This is a genomic window from Photobacterium angustum (assembly GCF_002954615.1).
Taxonomy (GTDB): Bacteria; Pseudomonadota; Gammaproteobacteria; order Enterobacterales; family Vibrionaceae; genus Photobacterium; species Photobacterium angustum_A.
In genome coordinates this window covers 2,504,158-2,520,673 of record NZ_MSCJ01000001.1, presented here as the reverse complement: position 1 = coordinate 2,520,673, position 16,516 = coordinate 2,504,158, and the positions used below count along the sequence as shown (strand labels likewise).

Sequence of the window (16,516 nt, the reverse complement as noted above, 5' to 3'; positions counted from 1 at the left end):
AAAAAGTAGCTTTAACTTGTCAAAATATGGTCTGTTACATATCCTTTTTATGTTGGAAACAGTTTGAATTTGTAATTTTACTGTTACCTTTTCGTTGGAAGTTAGCCGTAGCTCCAGGGACGCATAAGGACATAATAATAATCCAAGTCGGGAGTAAGGGAGAATATTGGATGAGCAATGCGCCAGTAAGCAAAGGACGACGTCGCTTTCTGACCGCAACAACCTCGGTTGTTGGCGGGTTAGGAGCTGCAGCTGTTGCCGTTCCTTTTATTAAATCATGGAATCCGAGTGCAAAAGCAAAAGCCGCCGGTGCCCCTGTCGAAGTTGATATCAGTAAATTAGAAGATGGACAAATGGTTCGCGTTGAGTGGCGAGGCAAACCTGTGTGGGTTGTTCGTCGCAGCAAGGCTGTTTTACAAGAGTTAAGTACCCATGATGGTGAATTGCGAGATCCTTCATCAGAAGAGCCTCAGCAGCCATCTTATGCACAAAATGAATTCCGTTCAGTAAAGCCTGAAATCTTTTTAGCCTTGGGTATTTGTACTCACCTTGGCTGCTCTCCCACTTACTTACCCGATAGCTTTAATGAACAAGTAAATGGCGTATCGTCAGGGTTCTTCTGTCCATGTCATGGATCTACTTTTGATATGGCCGGTCGTGTGTTTGCAGGCGTGCCTGCGCCATTGAATCTCGTGATACCTCCATATCAATTCTTAGATGACAACACGATTATCGTTGGTGTTGATGGGGAGGCCGTATAATGAATGCGCTACTAGGTTGGATTGAAAAACGTTTACCCGTCACGAATGCTTATAGAAAGCATTTATCTGAATATCCAATGCCGAAAAACTTCAACTTTTGGTATATCTTTGGTTCTCTTGCCATGTTAGTGCTTGTTAATCAGATCGTAACTGGGATCTGGTTAACCATGAACTATGTACCATCAGGTGAGGGGGCATTTGCTTCCATTGAATATATCATGCGAGATGTAGAATATGGTTGGTTACTGCGTTATATGCACTCAACAGGCGCTTCCGCATTTTTTGTAGTGATTTATCTGCATATGTTCCGCGGCTTGATCTACGGATCTTATCAAAAGCCTCGTGAGCTACTGTGGTTATTCGGTATGTTGATTTTTCTCATTCTTATGGCTGAAGCGTTCATGGGATATTTGTTGCCATGGGGACAAATGTCATTCTGGGGCGCACAGGTAATTATTTCGCTATTTGGGGCAATACCTGTAATCGGTGACGATCTAACTCTTTGGATTCGAGGGGACTATGTTGTCTCAGGGGCAACGCTAAACCGTTTCTTTGCATTACATGTTATTGCGCTGCCAATCGTATTGTTGTTGCTCATTGTGTTGCACGTATTAGCACTTCATGAAGTGGGTTCAAATAACCCAGATGGTATTGAGACAAAACTGCCTAAGGGCTCTAAAGGTGAAGGGTATAAAACACAATTTCGTTTTCATGAATACTACAGCAACAAGTATGACATCATTGATTCAATCCCATTTCATCCTTATGGAACAGTTAAAGATCTGATTGGTGTTGCAGTTTTCGCCTTTTTCTTTAGCTATGTGATCTTTTTTAACCCTGAAATGGGGGGATATTTCCTTGAGCCGCCAAACTTTGAAGCTGCAAATCCACTAAAAACACCTGAGCACATTGCGCCAGTTTGGTATTTCACGCCGTTCTATGCGATTTTGCGTGCGGTACCCGATAAGTTATTAGGTGTGGCGGCAATGGGAGCATCGATTGTCTTTTTATTCCTGTTACCGTGGTTCGATCGCTGTAAAGTTCGCTCTTTCCGTTATCGTAGCAAAGTGCACTTTATCAATATTTGTCAGTTCACTGTTAGCTTTATTGCACTAGGTGTTTTAGGTACGTTACCGGCAACTCCTACTTATACATTGCTTGCACAGATCTTTAGCTTTGCTTACTTTATGTTCTTCATTTTATTGTTCTTTTACAGTAAAAATGAGGCAACGAAACCGCTGCCAGAGAGGGTGACATTCAAATGAGAAAATTGATTGTAACGCTGCTGGCAATGCTTCCTACTTTTGCTTTTGCGGCAGGTAGCAATGTACCTTTAGATGCGGCGAATAATGACTTAACAGACAAAGCATCACTTCAACGTGGCGCAAAGACATTTATGAATTATTGTTCTGGATGTCATTCAACTGAATACCAACGCTACGAGAGAGTGGCAGAAGATCTTGGTATTCCACCAAAGTTAATGAAAGAGAATTTGATTTTTGATCAAAATGCCAAAATTGGTGACTTGATGACAAATGCAATTTCAACCGAGTATGCGTCAGCCTCATTTGGCGCACCTGCTCCTGACTTAACCTTGGTTGCGCGTGTTCGAGGTACTGATTGGATCTATACTTACTTACGATCCTTCTATGCCGATCCTAGTCGTCCATTTGGTGTTAATAATTTAGTATTCCCAAGTGTAGGTATGCCGCATGCTCTCGAAGAGTTACAAGGTGCACCACATAAAGCATTTGAGACCAAAATGATTGACGGTGAGAAAGTTCAAGAGTTTGTTGGGATCGAATCTGATGGTACCGGAGAGCTGAACGCCGAAGAATATGACGATATGGTACGTGATTTGGTTAACTTCCTTGATTACTCTGCAGAGCCAATGAAACTGGAACGACAACAAATGGGCTTGTGGGTGATGGGCTTTATTGCGGTATTCTTTGTTTTAACAGTATTGTTGAAGAAAGAATATTGGCGTGATGTCCACTGATAAGGTAATCTAGTGGGTTAAGAATCTCGCAATGGGGGCTTAAGCCTCCATTGCTTTTTGTGTATTAAATATACTGGAGGGGTTGATGGCTGTTGCTGCCAATAAACGCTCTGTGATGACTCTGTATTCTGATGCTTCAGACATCTACAGCCATCAGGTGCGTATCGTACTAGCCGAGAAAGGTGTTAGTGTTGAAATCGAGCTGGTTGATCCATTGAATCTACCTGAAGATCTGTTAGAGCTGAATCCATACCAGTCAGTTCCAACATTGGTTGATCGTGAATTAGCACTATACCAAGCGAACATCATTATGGAGTACTTGGATGAGCGTTTTCCTCACCCACCTCTAATGCCGGTTTACCCTGTTGCTCGTGGTAACAGCCGTCTAATGATGTACCGTGTTGAGCGTAACTGGTACTCACTTGCAGAGAAAATTAATGCTGGTACTGCCGATGAAGCTGACAAAGCACGTAAGCAATTACGTGAAGAGTTACTTGCATTAGCACCAGTGTTTGCAGAATTCCCATTCTTCATGAGTGATGAGTTCAGCTTGGTTGACTGTTACCTTGCTCCACTACTATGGCGTCTACCTGAAATGGGTATTGAACTAAGTGGTGCTGGCGCAAAAGAAGTGAAAACTTACATGACACGTGTATTTGAACGTGACTCTTTCCTAGCTTCATTGACTGAAGCTGAACGTGAAATGCGTTTAGCTGGCCAGTAATATGGATATGGAAAAAATGACACCGCGTCGTCCTTATTTGTTGCGGGCATTTTATGATTGGTTAGTGGATAACGATCTCACACCACACTTGGTTGTTGATGCAACATTACCAGGTGTACAAGTACCAATGGAGTTCGTTAGTGATGGTCAAATCATCCTAAACGTTGCTCCTCGTGCTGTGGGTAATTTAGAACTGGGTAATGAAGCGGTTAGCTTTAATGCGCGTTTTAGTGGTCGTCCACATTCTGTTATCGTACCTATGTACGCTGTGCTTGCTGTTTATGCGCGTGAAAACGGAGCAGGAACAATGTTTGAGCCAGAGCCTAGCTATGAATCAGATATGCCAGTCTTTGATGATGTTGATGATATCGAAGATATGATTGATGAAGCATCAGAGCCTAGTTCTCCATTTGCCGTGGTTAGTGAAACGGAAACTGCCGGTGATGAGCCTGATGATGAGCCGCCACGTCCTCGCGGTCGTCCAAGCTTACGTGTTGTTAAATAGATAGTTTCTCTTTAATAAAAACGCAGCCAATAGGCTGCGTTTTTTTGTATCGATGAAAGGGCGACTAGCGACTTTGACTCGGTTCGAATAATGTCACAACTTTTTTAACGCCATTGATATTCCGTGCAATATTGATCGCTATTTCTTTTTGGCGCGGCGTCACATAACCTAAAAGGTAGACCTGCCCCCCCTCGCTGATCACTTGGATCACCGCTCCCGTTAACTGCTTACTTGCGATAAGTTGAGATTTTACCTTGGTGGTTAGCCAAGCATCATAACTAATATCACCTACGCTAAGTAAAGGCCTCACTTCAAGTTGGTTATAAAGATCTTGTACATTATCTATATGCTTAACCTGTTGACCAAATTGTGTTTTTGCAGCGGCAGAAGTCGCCTGACCTATCAGTAGCACTTTACCGTTAAGCGATATACTGTTAGCACTAATTGAGCGAGTAAATTGGCGGCTATTTGCCAAACCCGCAATATCCATTTCTACTTTTTGATCTTGCCAATGTTGCTCTATATCTCGTGGATCTTGCGTGGAAAAACTCGAACATCCTTGTAATACAATGCTAAAAATTAGCAATAGGCGGCATACCCAGTTCATTGATTATCCTTCGTGGTGCGGGAAGAGTACTTGGTCAATAAGATCGCACAAGCAATGTACTGTTAGTAAGTGGACTTCTTGAATACGTGCGGTACGTTGAGATGGGATACGAATTTCAACATCTTGTATACCAAGTAACCCTGCCATTTCGCCGCCATCTTTACCTGTTAAGGCGATGATAGTCATATCACGTGTAAGTGCAGCTTCCATTGCTTTGATAATGTTTTTGCTATTACCGCTGGTTGATAAGACAAACAGAATATCACCGGCTTGACCGAGTGCACGTACTTGTTTTGAAAATACTTCGTCGTGGTGATAATCATTAGCAATCGCCGTCAGAATTGTTGTGTCTGCGGTTAATGCTAAAGCGGGAAGGCTTGGGCGTTCAGTTTCAAAACGATTAATAAGACATGAAGCAAAGTGTTGTGAATTAGCTGCTGAGCCACCATTACCGCAACACAAAATCTTATTGCCGTTTAATAGGCTTTGCACCATAACTTGGGCGGCTTTTGATATGGAATCTGGAAGTGCTTCTGCTGCTGCTATTTGAGTTTGAATACTTTCGGTAAAACTTTCGCGAATGCTATCTAGCATGATTAACCTTCAACTAAGATGTTGGTATGCCACTCAATATGGTGTTCATGACCTTCAATTGTCACGACATCAAACCGACATTCGGTTTGATCGATTGAAAAGCCATTTTTCTGTAACCAAAAAAGGGCGGTGCGTTTGATTTTTTGTTGTTTATGCCAATTCACCGCTTCTGAAGCTGAACCGAAATGGCGATGTGTCCGGTATTTTACTTCAATAAAGACAAAACATTTACCTTGTCGCATGATTAAATCAATTTCACCACCGCGACAGCTAAAATTTCGTTCGATAAGCTTAAGACGGTGGCGAGACAGAAACTGTTCCGCCATCCGTTCATAAGTTTGACCCTGTTGTCGTTTATTCAGGTTGAATACCGTCGACAGTAATTTTTCCCCAGTCAATTTGACGATGGATCACACATTGGCTATCGGCACTTAATTTGCCTGTAGCACCTTGTGTTGTGTAATCACTCATCGCACGTAATTGTGGTAATTCATTACTTAAAAGGTAAGCATCCATACCAAAAGCATGAAGACGAACACTGGTATTACCTTCATTCGGCCACAATTGGTTGAAACGCTCCATATAACTTGCCGGCGGATTGATTAGAAGTGGAATATCACCGAGTTCTACACCTTGGATCTCTTGAGAGTATCCTTTGCGATCTGGGTTACTTCGAGAGCTAACATAAATTTGTGGTGGGTTACCACTTGGCGGCAATGATGCTTCAATAAATGGCTTTATAGTCATTAATTCATTTTTGCTAGCAACGATATATATCGCATCTGTTTTACTACCGGGAGCGCGCCCAAATACCTGACGGATTTGTTGTGGTATCTCATCGCTTGCACCAAATGTAGCCACTTGTGCCGGTTGACTATTTAAGCTTGTCCACTCTTGATTAAAGGCAGTACTTACGCGCTGACCATAACTATTTGATGGTACAAGTACGACAGGATTTCGATGACCTTCACTGAAAATATGCTCTGCAGCTTGCTCTGCACTTTGCTCTGGTGACAGGGCAAAATAACACGCGTTAGGATGGTTACTGTTAATTTCAGGTGGCATATTTAACGCCAACGTATTGATGTGTGTAGTGTTATCTTGTTGAAACTCTGAAATCTTATCCTTACGCAATGGGCCAACAACAAATTGAGTGCCATTTTGCTGCAATTTCGCCATGATAGAAGCCATTGATTCTGCTTCTGTATCATAGATATTAAGATTTGTATCAGCGCTTCTGTCAGCATCATCCATCATTGCATCAATAAAGCCATCACGAACAGTTTTACCTTGTGCGGCAAAGCGACCTGTTAATGGTAAAAGCAAAGCAACACGATCTAGCTTGATGGCTTTAAGGTTCATTACCGCTTCAAGTTCAGCGGGTAAGTATTGATTAGCTGGATGGTACGGGTGTTGGCTTAACCATTGTTCAACCGCATCTTTTAGCTTTCCTGGTTGACGGCTGGCGCTATTTTTAAGCATCGCAAGCTCAACCCAACCTTTTAATACGCCTTCATCACTACCAATTTTGGCGTTACTCAGCTGTGCGTTGGAGTAGCCAGATAAGTCATGCCATAGGTTATTCCAGTTGGCCGCTTTTTGATCGCTGCTTAAGTAAAAATCAAGTTTACTGCGTTCACGCGCGGCTTGAAATTTATGGTTAAGTTGATCTAATAATTCAGCACGGAAAGTGTAATAACGTTGGTACTGACTTTTCGTCAATTGCCATGAGGGTTGGAAATTTAGACTATTAAGTGCTTCTTGATATTGCCCTTGATGATAGCGGATCGCAGCACGAGCAAGTTGCCATTCAGCAATTTGCAAAGGGCTCATAGATTGTTGTGATAGTTTGGTAACTTGTTGGTCAGCTTGCTGCCATTTACCTTCTTCTATCATTGCCTTAAGGGCTAATATTTCCCAGTTAATACGCTCTGCACCCTTACTGGCTTGAGCTTTACTGAGGTAGGCGGCTGAGCTTTGAGCGGCTGCCGCAGTGATATCCGTTAATGGAGCCTGCTGATTGTACAGGTTTGGCGTGCTACAGCCTGCTAAAATAACAGCAAGGGCTACAGGCGCCATTAGTCGTGATACACTTTTACGCTTATGGGTAAAATTGGGCATTGAATTCATTCAACTGTGACAAATTACTCTTGATATTAATTGCAGATGAGATCTAAGACAAATGAGTGAAACCAATTCAAGCATGGTTGATGTTGCTACGTTATACATCGTACCTACACCCATCGGTAATTTGGCTGATATAACACAACGAGCATTAGACGTGTTAGCAAATGTAGATTTGATTGCTGCTGAAGATACTCGCCATACATCACGCTTGTTATCCCATTTCTCTATCTCAACCCGCACCTTTGCGCTTCATGATCATAATGAGCAGCAAAAAGCTGACTTCTTGATTGAAAAGCTTCAGTCAGGTACCAGTATTGCATTGGTGTCAGATGCTGGTACGCCACTGATCAGTGATCCAGGGTATCATCTTGTTAATCGCTGTCGTCAAGCGGGGGTTAAAGTTGTGCCATTACCAGGCCCATGTGCAGTAATCACTGCCTTGAGTGGTGCAGGCTTACCATCTGACCGATTTAGCTTTGAGGGCTTTTTACCACCCAAAAGTAAAGGTCGCCGTGACTGTTTTCAAGCGTTAGCAAACGATGAGCGTACGTTAATTTTTTACGAATCGCCACATCGTATTAATGATTCCCTGAGTGATATGTTAGCCGTGCTTGGTGCTGAACGCCAAGTAGTATTAGCGCGTGAGTTAACAAAAACTTATGAAACAATCCATGGTGCGCCATTAGGAGAGTTAATTGAGTGGCTTGCTGAAGACAGTAATCGTGTTCGTGGTGAGATGGTGGTTTTAGTCGCTGGTCATCGCGCGCAAAAAGAAGAGCTATCAGCAGAATCATTACGCACACTGGGCTTGTTAGTCAAAGAATTACCATTGAAAAAGGCTGCTGCACTAACAGCGGAAATTCATGGTGCGAAAAAGAATGCGCTGTATAAGTGGGGTTTAGAAAACCTAGGCTAAAAATAAAATTAACGGCCGCTAATTTTTTGTGTGCTGTATGACTAGATTTGGTGGGAATTAGCTTTTTTTGCTGTTTTTTTAGTCAGGCTGTAATTTTGTTTCGTTTTTCGCTAGCAACTGTGATCGTTGTCTTATACAATCCGTGCCGGAGTTGGTCAGGTAATCGCTGCTTCATTGATGTCCTTTGGGAGACTGATGAAGGGGAGGAAAGTCCGGGCTCCACAGGGCAGGGTGCCAGATAACGTCTGGGGGGCGCAAGCCCACGACAAGTGCAGCAGAGAGCAAACCGCCGATGGCCTATTGCTTGCAATAGTGCACAGGTAAGGGTGAAAGGGTGCGGTAAGAGCGCACCGCGCAGCTAGTAATAGTTTGTGGCAGGGTAAACTCCACCCGGAGCAAGACCAAATAGGTCCCTAATGGCGCGGCCCGCGTTGGGGACGGGTAGGTTGCTTGAGTCTGTGAGCGATTGCAGACCTAGACGAATGATTGCCGCCGCGCAAGCGGAACAAAACCCGGCTTATCGACCGACTCCCTACATTTAGAGAAGGTGGTGTTTGGATAACAAACACCACCTTTTTTTCGTCTTATTCCCGCATAAACATAACTTTCGCTTGATGACTACAGAGTGTGTTAGAACTCTGTTTGAATTACTGTCAGACGCTTGACATCGTTTTTGTCTCATACGTACACTTTATGGTGGGAATTTGTGGGGAAAAGTGGTGCTGTCTCATTCTCTTTGTTTTTAATTCTGCTAAAGTCGGTTACTACGGCTGATTTTTAGTATCATTGAATGGGCATGTGAATGTTAAGAGGCGCAACGGTTATATCGCTCGATAACAAAGGACGCATTGCGATCCCTAAGCGTTATCGTGCGGAGGTAATAAATCATTGCGATGGCTTATTCGTATGCACTATTGATCACCAGTTTTCTTGCTTGTTGCTCTATCCCATTAATGAATGGGTACACATTGAAGCGAAGTTAGCGACATTATCAAGCCTTCATCCTGCGGAGCGTCGAATTCAACGTTTGTTACTCGGCCACGCTAGTGAATGTGATATGGATGGGCAGGGACGAATCCTACTTCCTGCTACCTTACGACAATACGCGCACTTACAAGATAAGATTATGCTTGTAGGCCAATTAAATAAATTTGAAATTTGGTCTGAATCTTTGTGGCAACAGCAAATTGAACACGATATCAACCTTCAGGCTGAGGATGCGATAGCACAGTCATCGCGCCTTAGTGAGCTTTCACTTTAGCTGAACTTATATTTATGTCTGAACAATTTGAGCACGTTTCCGTTTTACTGAATGAATCTGTAGACGGATTAGCAATTAAACCCGACGGTATTTATATCGATGGTACCTTTGGCCGTGGGGGACACAGTCGCCTTATTCTTTCTCATTTAGGTGAGAATGGTCGTCTATACAGCATTGACCGAGATCCTCAAGCGATTGCTGAAGCTCAGAAGATTGATGATCCTCGCTTCGAAATTATCCATGGTCCATTCTCTGGCATGGAAAAATACATGGAAGAGCGTGATTTAATTGGTCGTGTTGATGGTGTGTTACTGGATTTAGGTGTGTCATCACCGCAATTAGATGATGCTGAACGCGGCTTTAGCTTTATGCGAGATGGCCCGCTTGATATGCGTATGGATCCGACATCGGGTCAGTCAGCCGCTGAATGGTTGGCTGAAGCGGAAGCGGATGATATTGCATGGGTACTAAAAGAGTTTGGTGAAGAGCGCTTTGCCAAGCGTATTGCTCGCGGTATTGTTGAGCACCGTGAAAACCCAGAAAAAGAGCCACTAACACGTACCCGTGAATTAGCAAGCTTAATTGCGGCGGTATCGCCGTTTAAAGATAAGCACAAACACCCAGCAACACGTAGTTTTCAAGCGATTCGTATTTACATCAACAGTGAGTTAGATGAAATTGAAACAGCGCTAAACGGTGCGGTGAATATTTTAGCTCCTGAAGGTCGTTTATCAGTGATCAGTTTCCACTCTTTGGAAGATCGTATGGTAAAACGCTTTATTCGTAAACAGAGCAAAGGACCTGAAGTTCCTGCTGGTTTACCGCTTACTGAAGAGCAAATTAAAGCCTTAGGTAGTGCTGCGCTTAAAACGGTAGGCAAAGCGATTAAACCTTCTCAAGATGAATTAGGGTACAACACGCGAGCGCGTAGCTCTGTACTACGGTTGGCTGAGCGTCTATGAAGCAACCTACAGAATCATCATTGAATCTGGCTCGCCTGATTGGACGTGATCTCGTCACTGTCGGGCTTGTTCCTCTCATTCTTTCTTTTATTATTCTCGCATCAGCATTGTCAGTGGTGTACATCACCCATGACACACGCCAGCAAATTGTGAAACAAGAACAATTGTTAACTGAACGTGAAGGATATGATGTGGAATGGCGAAATCAGATCCTCGAAGAAAATTCGCTTGCAGAGCACAGTCGTATTGAACGATTAGCTGAGACTGAACTCAAAATGCAACGACCATCCGCTGATAGTGAAATTGTTATCCAATAAACATGAAATTATTCAATCGTTCGACGTCGAAAAATAGCGTAACCAAGAAAGCCAAACCATTTATTAAATGGCGCTTTACTGTTGTTTGTATTTTTATCCTGTTAGGATTTTTCGGCTTAATTGCTCGTGCCGCTTATATTCAGGTACTTGAACCGGGTCGCCTTATTCAAGAAGGTGATGCGCGTTCTTTACGTACTAAGTTGATGCCTTCTGCGCGCGGTATTATCTCTGATCGTAACGGTGAACAGTTGGCTGTTAGTGTGCCTGTTCAAGCTGTATTCGCTAACCCTGCAGAAATATTTAAGCATGGTGGCTTAAGTGATGTAGAGCGATGGCATGCATTAGCTGATGTGCTAGATCTCGATCGCACTTGGCTATTACATGAATTAGAAACAAAGAAAAATCGCCGCTTTATTTATCTTGCCCGTCAAGTTAGCCCCGCCATGGCAAATTACGTCCACAAATTAAAACTTCCCGGTATTGGCTTAAAAGATGAATCTCGTCGTTTTTATCCTTCAGGTGAAGTTAGTGCACACTTATTAGGTTTTACTGGCATCGATGGCCATGGTCTTGATGGTGTCGAGAAAACCTATGATGGCTGGTTAACGGGTGAGCCGGGTCGCCGTACCGTACGTAAAGACCGTTATGGTCGTGTGGTTGAAAATATTTCCCAACAAAAGCGTCAACCGGGCAAACCGTTACAGCTCAGTATTGACCAAAGAATTCAGGCCGTCGCCTATCGAGCGGCAAAAGAAGGCGTGATGGATATCCCAGCTACGTCAGTTAGCATCGCCATATCAGATGTGCGTACTGGTGAAATTTTGGCGATGGTTAATGCGCCGTCGTTCAACCCAAATAATCGCAATGATCGTCAACCATACAAGATGCGTAACCGCGTCATTACCGATACTTTTGAACCGGGCTCAACGGTTAAGCCGTTTGTCGTGTATACCGCGATGAAACACGGTATTGCGAATGAACATACTTTAATTGCGATCCCTCAAAGTAAGCACTTCCGTGTTGGAAGCAAGGTTATAACCGATGTTTCACGTGTTGAACCGTTAGCGACGGTACAACGCATTCTACAAAAGTCGAGTAACATCGGTGTGACCAAGTTGTCACTTGCTATGCCTGTTGACTACATCCTTGATACGTATCGTAAAGTCGGTTTTGATGAGCCATCAGGTATTAACTTGATCGGTGAAACAACTGGCCACTTCCCTAACCGTTACCGTTGGTCTGATATTGAACGTGCAACGTTAGCGTACGGCTATGGCTTATCGTTAACGCCGATTCAGTTGCTTCATGCCTACACTACGTTGGGTGCGTATGGCATTAAGCGTCCACTATCAATACTAAAAACTGAAAGAGTCGTACCTGGTGAGCAAGTGCTCGATCCAGCGATCGTTAAGAAAGTATTGTTAATGATTGAATCAGTAACCGATAAAAAAGGTGGTGGCGGTGGCTGGCGTGCGGCCGTTCCTGGTTATCGTGTTGGTGTGAAAACGGGTACTGCGAAAAAAGCGATTGCTGGTGGTTACGGTGATGATTATTTCTCCTATACCGTCGGTGTTGCACCGATCAGCAACCCACGTTTAGCAATCGTCGTTATGGTCAATGAGCCGAAAGGTAAAGTTTTCTATGGTGGTGCTGTTGCTGCGCCAATTCTGTCAAAAGTATTAGGTAGCGCTTTACAGATTTTAAATGTGCCGCCAGATGCAGATACGTTGCATAAAGTTGATGTGGATAAGGGAGTCTAAATAATGGCATCGTCGAAGAGTGTGATGAAATTAGGGGCGCTGTTATCACCATGGCTGGCTATTGATAAGTTGCCTCTTGAACTTACAGAGAGCCTGATTGACGCGATAACATTAGATAGTAGAGAAGTCACCGCTGGAAGTTTATTTACTGCGGTGAATGGGCATACTGTTGACGGTCGTCGATTTATTGAAACGGCGATAAAGGCTGGTGCAAGTGCGATTATTGCTGAGGCTGATGGGATCGCTAATGAAGGTGATATAGCACTTAAAGATGGTGTGTATATTATTTATCTTCAGGATCTTAATCAGAAGCTTTCCGCAATTGCTGGACGTTTCTTTGATCATCCCGATCAAAAGCTGGCACTGTATGCCGTTACGGGAACAAATGGTAAAACCACCATCAGTCAATTATTAGCACAATGGGCAAATCTTGTTGGCTACAAAGCTGGCGTGATGGGGACGACCGGAAATGGTTTGTTGATTGATTTAAAACCTGCTGCAAATACCACAGGTAGCGCGATTGAAATTCAACAAACCTTAGCTCAACTGGTAGAGCAAGGTGCTGATTTTGCTGCGATGGAGGTTTCATCGCATGGATTGGTTCAAGGTCGTATTCGTGATCTTCGTTTTAAAGCGAGTATCTTTACCAATTTAAGTCGTGATCATTTAGATTATCATGGCAACATGCAAAATTATGCTGATGCTAAGAAGTCATTGTTTACTGAACATCAAAGTGGCATTGCGATCATCAATGCAGATGATGCTGTCGGGGCGTCATGGCTTAAAGATATACCGAATACGGTGGCAGTGGCGATTGATCCACAAGCGGTTGCCAACCATGCAGGACTAAAGCTGTGGGCGACAGATGTCCGGTTTAGCACACAAGGTGTCACCATTGAGTTTGACTCAAGTTGGGGGCACGGTAAGTTTACCGCGCCTTTGGTTGGATCATTTAATGCCACCAACTTGTTATTAGCGCTAGCAACATTACTTGCAACTAACCATTCAATGGCGGATTTACTTGAAAAAGCCCCCCAATTACAAGCAGTAATTGGACGTATGGAAGTTTTTCAAGACACTGACAAAGCTATGATGGTGGTCGATTATGCTCATACACCAGATGCGTTAGAGAAAGCATTGCAAGCACTACGTGTGCACTGTGACGGTAAGTTGTGGTGTATTTTTGGTTGCGGTGGTGATCGTGATAGCGGTAAACGCCCTATGATGGCTGAAGTTGCCGAGCGCCTTGCAGATCAAGTTATTCTGACTGACGATAACCCTCGCAGTGAAGATCCAAACCGGATTGTTGAAGATATGCTTGCTGGTCTTATTTCTCCAGAATCAGCAATCATTATTCATGATCGCGAAACGGCTTGCCGTCATGCACTTACTCATGCCTCTTGCCAAGATATTATCTTAGTGGCTGGTAAAGGACATGAGGACTATCAAATTCTCGCTGATCGTACTATTCACTACTCTGACCGCGAAACGGTAGCTGCATTATTAAAGGAATTGGCATGATTGACGTTCAACTAAGTCAGCTTGCATCGGTATTAAATGCCGAGTTAATTGGCGCTGATGTTTCAATTGCTGCAGTATCGACAGATACACGTAACATCCCATCAGAAACGTTATTTATCGCGTTAAAGGGTGAGCGTTTTGATGCTCATGATTTCTGTCAAACAGCGAAAGAAAACGGTGCTAAAGCGCTGTTGGTAAGTAAACCCTTACCTGTTGAGTTACCACAGTTAGTGGTTAGTGATACACGCATTGCTTTAGGTATGATGGGGGCGTGGCTTAAAGCACAAATGACAGAAAAGTACGGTTTACAGACAGTAGCATTAACCGGGAGTTGCGGTAAAACAACCGTAAAAGAAATGTCTGCTGCGATTTTGGCCAACAAAGGTCAAGTATTAGCAACCGCCGGTAATTTTAATAATGACATTGGTGCGCCACTGACGTTATTGCGTTTAACGCCTGAATATCAATATGCAGTTATTGAACTTGGTGCTAATCATCAAAATGAAATTTCGTATACCACGAATTTAGTTAAGCCTAATGTGGCATTGATTAATAATATTGCGGCTGCACATTTAGAAGGTTTCGGCTCGCTACAAGGTGTAGCAAAAGCAAAAGGTGAAATCTTCGAAGGATTGGTACAAAACGGTACTGCGATTATTAATCTTGAATCGAATGATTTAGCGTTATGGCAGCCATTATTAGCAGAGCATCAAGTATTAACATTCTCGACAGATTCGCATCAAGCGGATTATTTTGCCGAGAAGATAAAGATTACCACTCAAGGGTTAGCCTGTTTTACAATGTGCACCCCAATTGGCAAGATCGACATTAATTTAGCACTTGCGGGAATGCATAATGTGTCAAATGCATTAGCTGCTGCTGCGTTAACTGTCTCATTAGGGGCGAAATTAGCTGATGTTAAAGCTGGACTAGAAACCATGGCGAATGTAAAAGGTCGCCTTGATATTACAGAGCCTCTTGCCGGGTTACGTCTGATTGATGATACCTATAACGCCAGTGTTGCTGCGGTAAAAGCAGCGATTGATGTGCTAGCAAGCTTTGAAGGTAAGCGCTACTTCATTTTTGGCGATATGGCTGAACTGGGTGAAGAAAGTGATAATTTACACCGAGAAGTGGGCGAATATGCTTTAGAAAAACAGCTTGATTGTGTGATGACGTTTGGTCACTCAAGCGCTGTGGTTAGTGAGTGCAATCAAGGACAACATTTCAGTGATAAAGGTGCGCTAATCATGTCACTGAAACAACAATTACAACAATATTCTCGTCAACCTGATGCTGAGACTGTCACTGTGCTAGTAAAAGGCGCAAGAAGTTCAAAGATGGAAGACGTAATTGCAGCCTTGCAGGAAGATAAATAATGATTTACTGGTTAGCTGAACAATTTCAGTCAACACTCCCTTTTTTCAGATTGTTCGAATACCTAACATTCCGAGCGATCATGAGTATTCTGACAGCGTTGCTGTTTTCGTTATGGATGGGGCCTCGTATGATTGCCCGTTTGCAAATGTTGCAAATTGGTCAAGTCGTACGTAACGAAGGTCCTGAATCACACTTTAGCAAGCGTGGTACTCCAACGATGGGCGGTATCATGATCCTTGCTGCGATCACATTTACGGTATTACTGTGGTGTGATTTATCTAACCCTTATGTCTGGGCCGTTTTAGTGGTCATGTTGGGTTATGGTGCAGTCGGTTTTGTTGATGATTACCGCAAAGTTGTCCGTAAAAACACGGACGGTTTGATTGCACGCTGGAAGTACTTCTGGCAATCAGCGATTGCACTTGTTGTCGCGTTTGCACTATATGCATACGGTAAAGACACGGCTGCGACTCAGCTTGTGGTTCCTTTCTTTAAAGATGTTATGCCACAACTAGGTTTGTTCTACATCGTCATGACTTACTTTGTGATTGTCGGTACCAGTAACGCAGTTAACCTAACTGATGGTCTTGACGGCTTGGCGATTATGCCGACCGTCATGGTATCGGCAGGCCTTGCTTTTATTGCATGGGCAACAGGTAACTTTAACTACGCCGAATATCTTCATATTCCGTACATCAAAGATGCTGGCGAGCTGGTGATTGTATGTACTGCTATCGTTGGTGCCGGTCTTGGTTTCTTATGGTTTAACACCTACCCAGCACAAGTCTTTATGGGCGATGTGGGCTCATTAGCATTAGGTGGCGCACTGGGTACGATTGCTGTGCTTGTTCGCCAAGAGCTATTGTTAGTGATCATGGGTGGTGTGTTTGTAATGGAAACCGTATCGGTAATTCTACAAGTAGGATCATACAAACTACGTGGCCAACGTATCTTCCGTATGGCGCCTATCCATCACCATTACGAGTTAAAAGGCTGGCCAGAGCCACGTGTTATTGTGCGCTTTTGGATTATTACATTGATGTTGGTATTGATTGCGTTAGCAACGCTTAAGGTTCGTTAAA

General features: G+C 43.5%; 17 protein-coding genes and 1 other RNA gene. 14 read left to right on the top strand and 4 right to left on the bottom strand.

What is annotated here, in order from left to right:
* Positions 1-170 precede the first annotated feature (170 nt).
* The 5 genes from petA (at position 171) to sspB (ending at position 3,989) form a co-directional block, all read left to right on the top strand.
* Positions 171-761, top strand: coding sequence for a ubiquinol-cytochrome c reductase iron-sulfur subunit (petA, locus tag BTO08_RS11340; RefSeq protein WP_105061014.1), 591 nt, complete (start codon positions 171-173; stop codon positions 759-761).
* On the top strand, positions 761-2,026 hold the full coding sequence (locus BTO08_RS11335) for a cytochrome b (RefSeq protein ID WP_105061013.1): 1,266 nt from the start codon (positions 761-763) through the stop codon (positions 2,024-2,026). The genes petA and BTO08_RS11335 overlap by 1 nt, the downstream gene beginning before the upstream one ends.
* A complete protein-coding gene (locus BTO08_RS11330) occupies positions 2,023-2,760 on the top strand; it encodes a cytochrome c1 (protein WP_105061012.1) in 738 nt (245 codons plus the stop codon). The genes BTO08_RS11335 and BTO08_RS11330 overlap by 4 nt, the downstream gene beginning before the upstream one ends.
* An 85-nt stretch (positions 2,761-2,845) precedes the next feature.
* The gene (gene sspA / locus BTO08_RS11325; protein WP_105061011.1) at positions 2,846-3,484 is read left to right on the top strand and encodes a stringent starvation protein SspA; all 639 of its coding nucleotides are present in this window, start codon (positions 2,846-2,848) and stop codon (positions 3,482-3,484) included.
* Position 3,485: 1 nt separating this feature from the next.
* Entirely contained in the window at positions 3,486-3,989 is a 504-nt protein-coding gene (gene sspB, locus BTO08_RS11320) for a ClpXP protease specificity-enhancing factor (RefSeq protein WP_039872726.1), read from the top strand.
* Positions 3,990-4,053: 64 nt separating this feature from the next.
* Here sspB and BTO08_RS11315 read toward each other — a convergent pair whose 3' ends face one another.
* Genes BTO08_RS11315 through BTO08_RS11300 form a run of 4 tightly spaced genes read right to left on the bottom strand, consistent with a single transcriptional unit; the run spans position 4,054 to position 7,311 of the window.
* Positions 4,054-4,596 (bottom strand): BON domain-containing protein, encoded by a 543-nt coding sequence (locus BTO08_RS11315; protein WP_105061010.1) that lies wholly within the window; start codon positions 4,594-4,596, stop codon positions 4,054-4,056.
* Positions 4,597-4,599: 3 nt separating this feature from the next.
* Positions 4,600-5,190, bottom strand: a complete 591-nt coding sequence (gene diaA / locus BTO08_RS11310; RefSeq protein WP_105061009.1) for a DnaA initiator-associating protein DiaA — start codon at positions 5,188-5,190, stop codon at positions 4,600-4,602.
* A 2-nt stretch (positions 5,191-5,192) separates the two neighbouring features.
* The gene (locus BTO08_RS11305; RefSeq protein WP_277949269.1) at positions 5,193-5,552 is read right to left on the bottom strand and encodes a YraN family protein; all 360 of its coding nucleotides are present in this window, start codon (positions 5,550-5,552) and stop codon (positions 5,193-5,195) included.
* Positions 5,545-7,311 carry a penicillin-binding protein activator gene (locus BTO08_RS11300; RefSeq protein ID WP_105061007.1) on the bottom strand — a complete coding sequence of 589 codons (1,767 nt, stop codon included), beginning with the start codon at positions 7,309-7,311 and terminating at the stop codon, positions 5,545-5,547. Before BTO08_RS11300 ends, BTO08_RS11305 begins: the two co-directional genes overlap by 8 nt.
* Positions 7,312-7,372: 61 nt before the next feature.
* Between BTO08_RS11300 and rsmI the strand changes: the two genes are divergently transcribed.
* From rsmI to mraY, 9 genes are all read left to right on the top strand, one after another.
* Complete coding sequence (rsmI, locus tag BTO08_RS11295; RefSeq protein WP_005371210.1) at positions 7,373-8,233, top strand: 16S rRNA (cytidine(1402)-2'-O)-methyltransferase; 861 nt, start codon at positions 7,373-7,375, stop codon at positions 8,231-8,233.
* Between the two features lie 147 nt (positions 8,234-8,380).
* Positions 8,381-8,769, top strand: an RNA gene (rnpB, locus tag BTO08_RS11290) — RNase P RNA component class A.
* A gap of 266 nt (positions 8,770-9,035) precedes the next feature.
* On the top strand, positions 9,036-9,494 hold the full coding sequence (gene mraZ / locus BTO08_RS11285) for a division/cell wall cluster transcriptional repressor MraZ (RefSeq protein ID WP_105061006.1): 459 nt from the start codon (positions 9,036-9,038) through the stop codon (positions 9,492-9,494).
* A gap of 14 nt (positions 9,495-9,508) precedes the next feature.
* Positions 9,509-10,456, top strand: a complete 948-nt coding sequence (rsmH, locus tag BTO08_RS11280) for a 16S rRNA (cytosine(1402)-N(4))-methyltransferase RsmH (RefSeq protein WP_045083943.1) — start codon at positions 9,509-9,511, stop codon at positions 10,454-10,456.
* The gene (ftsL, locus tag BTO08_RS11275; RefSeq protein ID WP_045083944.1) at positions 10,453-10,773 is read left to right on the top strand and encodes a cell division protein FtsL; all 321 of its coding nucleotides are present in this window, start codon (positions 10,453-10,455) and stop codon (positions 10,771-10,773) included. The genes rsmH and ftsL overlap by 4 nt, the downstream gene beginning before the upstream one ends.
* A gap of 2 nt (positions 10,774-10,775) precedes the next feature.
* The gene (locus tag BTO08_RS11270; RefSeq protein ID WP_105061005.1) at positions 10,776-12,533 is read left to right on the top strand and encodes a penicillin-binding transpeptidase domain-containing protein; all 1,758 of its coding nucleotides are present in this window, start codon (positions 10,776-10,778) and stop codon (positions 12,531-12,533) included.
* A 3-nt stretch (positions 12,534-12,536) separates the two neighbouring features.
* Positions 12,537-14,054 (top strand): UDP-N-acetylmuramoyl-L-alanyl-D-glutamate--2,6-diaminopimelate ligase, encoded by a 1,518-nt coding sequence (gene murE / locus BTO08_RS11265; RefSeq protein ID WP_105061004.1) that lies wholly within the window; start codon positions 12,537-12,539, stop codon positions 14,052-14,054.
* Positions 14,051-15,433: a UDP-N-acetylmuramoyl-tripeptide--D-alanyl-D-alanine ligase gene (gene murF, locus BTO08_RS11260; protein ID WP_105061003.1), complete on the top strand. Its 1,383-nt coding sequence runs from the start codon at positions 14,051-14,053 to the stop codon at positions 15,431-15,433. Before murE ends, murF begins: the two co-directional genes overlap by 4 nt.
* Entirely contained in the window at positions 15,433-16,515 is a 1,083-nt protein-coding gene (gene mraY, locus BTO08_RS11255) for a phospho-N-acetylmuramoyl-pentapeptide-transferase (RefSeq protein ID WP_105061002.1), read from the top strand. Before murF ends, mraY begins: the two co-directional genes overlap by 1 nt.
* Position 16,516: the final 1 nt, after the last annotated feature.

Coding starts and splice junctions, on each gene's coding strand:
- petA (WP_105061014.1), top strand. CDS start 171: ATGAGCAATGCGCCAGTAAGCAAAGGACGACGTCGCTTTCTGACCGCA.
- BTO08_RS11335 (WP_105061013.1), top strand. CDS start 761: ATGAATGCGCTACTAGGTTGGATTGAAAAACGTTTACCCGTCACGAAT.
- BTO08_RS11330 (WP_105061012.1), top strand. CDS start 2,023: ATGAGAAAATTGATTGTAACGCTGCTGGCAATGCTTCCTACTTTTGCT.
- sspA (WP_105061011.1), top strand. CDS start 2,846: ATGGCTGTTGCTGCCAATAAACGCTCTGTGATGACTCTGTATTCTGAT.
- sspB (WP_039872726.1), top strand. CDS start 3,486: ATGGATATGGAAAAAATGACACCGCGTCGTCCTTATTTGTTGCGGGCA.
- BTO08_RS11315 (WP_105061010.1), bottom strand. CDS start 4,596: ATGAACTGGGTATGCCGCCTATTGCTAATTTTTAGCATTGTATTACAA.
- diaA (WP_105061009.1), bottom strand. CDS start 5,190: ATGCTAGATAGCATTCGCGAAAGTTTTACCGAAAGTATTCAAACTCAA.
- BTO08_RS11300 (WP_105061007.1), bottom strand. CDS start 7,311: ATGCCCAATTTTACCCATAAGCGTAAAAGTGTATCACGACTAATGGCG.
- rsmI (WP_005371210.1), top strand. CDS start 7,373: ATGAGTGAAACCAATTCAAGCATGGTTGATGTTGCTACGTTATACATC.
- mraZ (WP_105061006.1), top strand. CDS start 9,036: ATGTTAAGAGGCGCAACGGTTATATCGCTCGATAACAAAGGACGCATT.
- rsmH (WP_045083943.1), top strand. CDS start 9,509: ATGTCTGAACAATTTGAGCACGTTTCCGTTTTACTGAATGAATCTGTA.
- ftsL (WP_045083944.1), top strand. CDS start 10,453: ATGAAGCAACCTACAGAATCATCATTGAATCTGGCTCGCCTGATTGGA.
- BTO08_RS11270 (WP_105061005.1), top strand. CDS start 10,776: ATGAAATTATTCAATCGTTCGACGTCGAAAAATAGCGTAACCAAGAAA.
- murE (WP_105061004.1), top strand. CDS start 12,537: ATGGCATCGTCGAAGAGTGTGATGAAATTAGGGGCGCTGTTATCACCA.
- murF (WP_105061003.1), top strand. CDS start 14,051: ATGATTGACGTTCAACTAAGTCAGCTTGCATCGGTATTAAATGCCGAG.
- mraY (WP_105061002.1), top strand. CDS start 15,433: ATGATTTACTGGTTAGCTGAACAATTTCAGTCAACACTCCCTTTTTTC.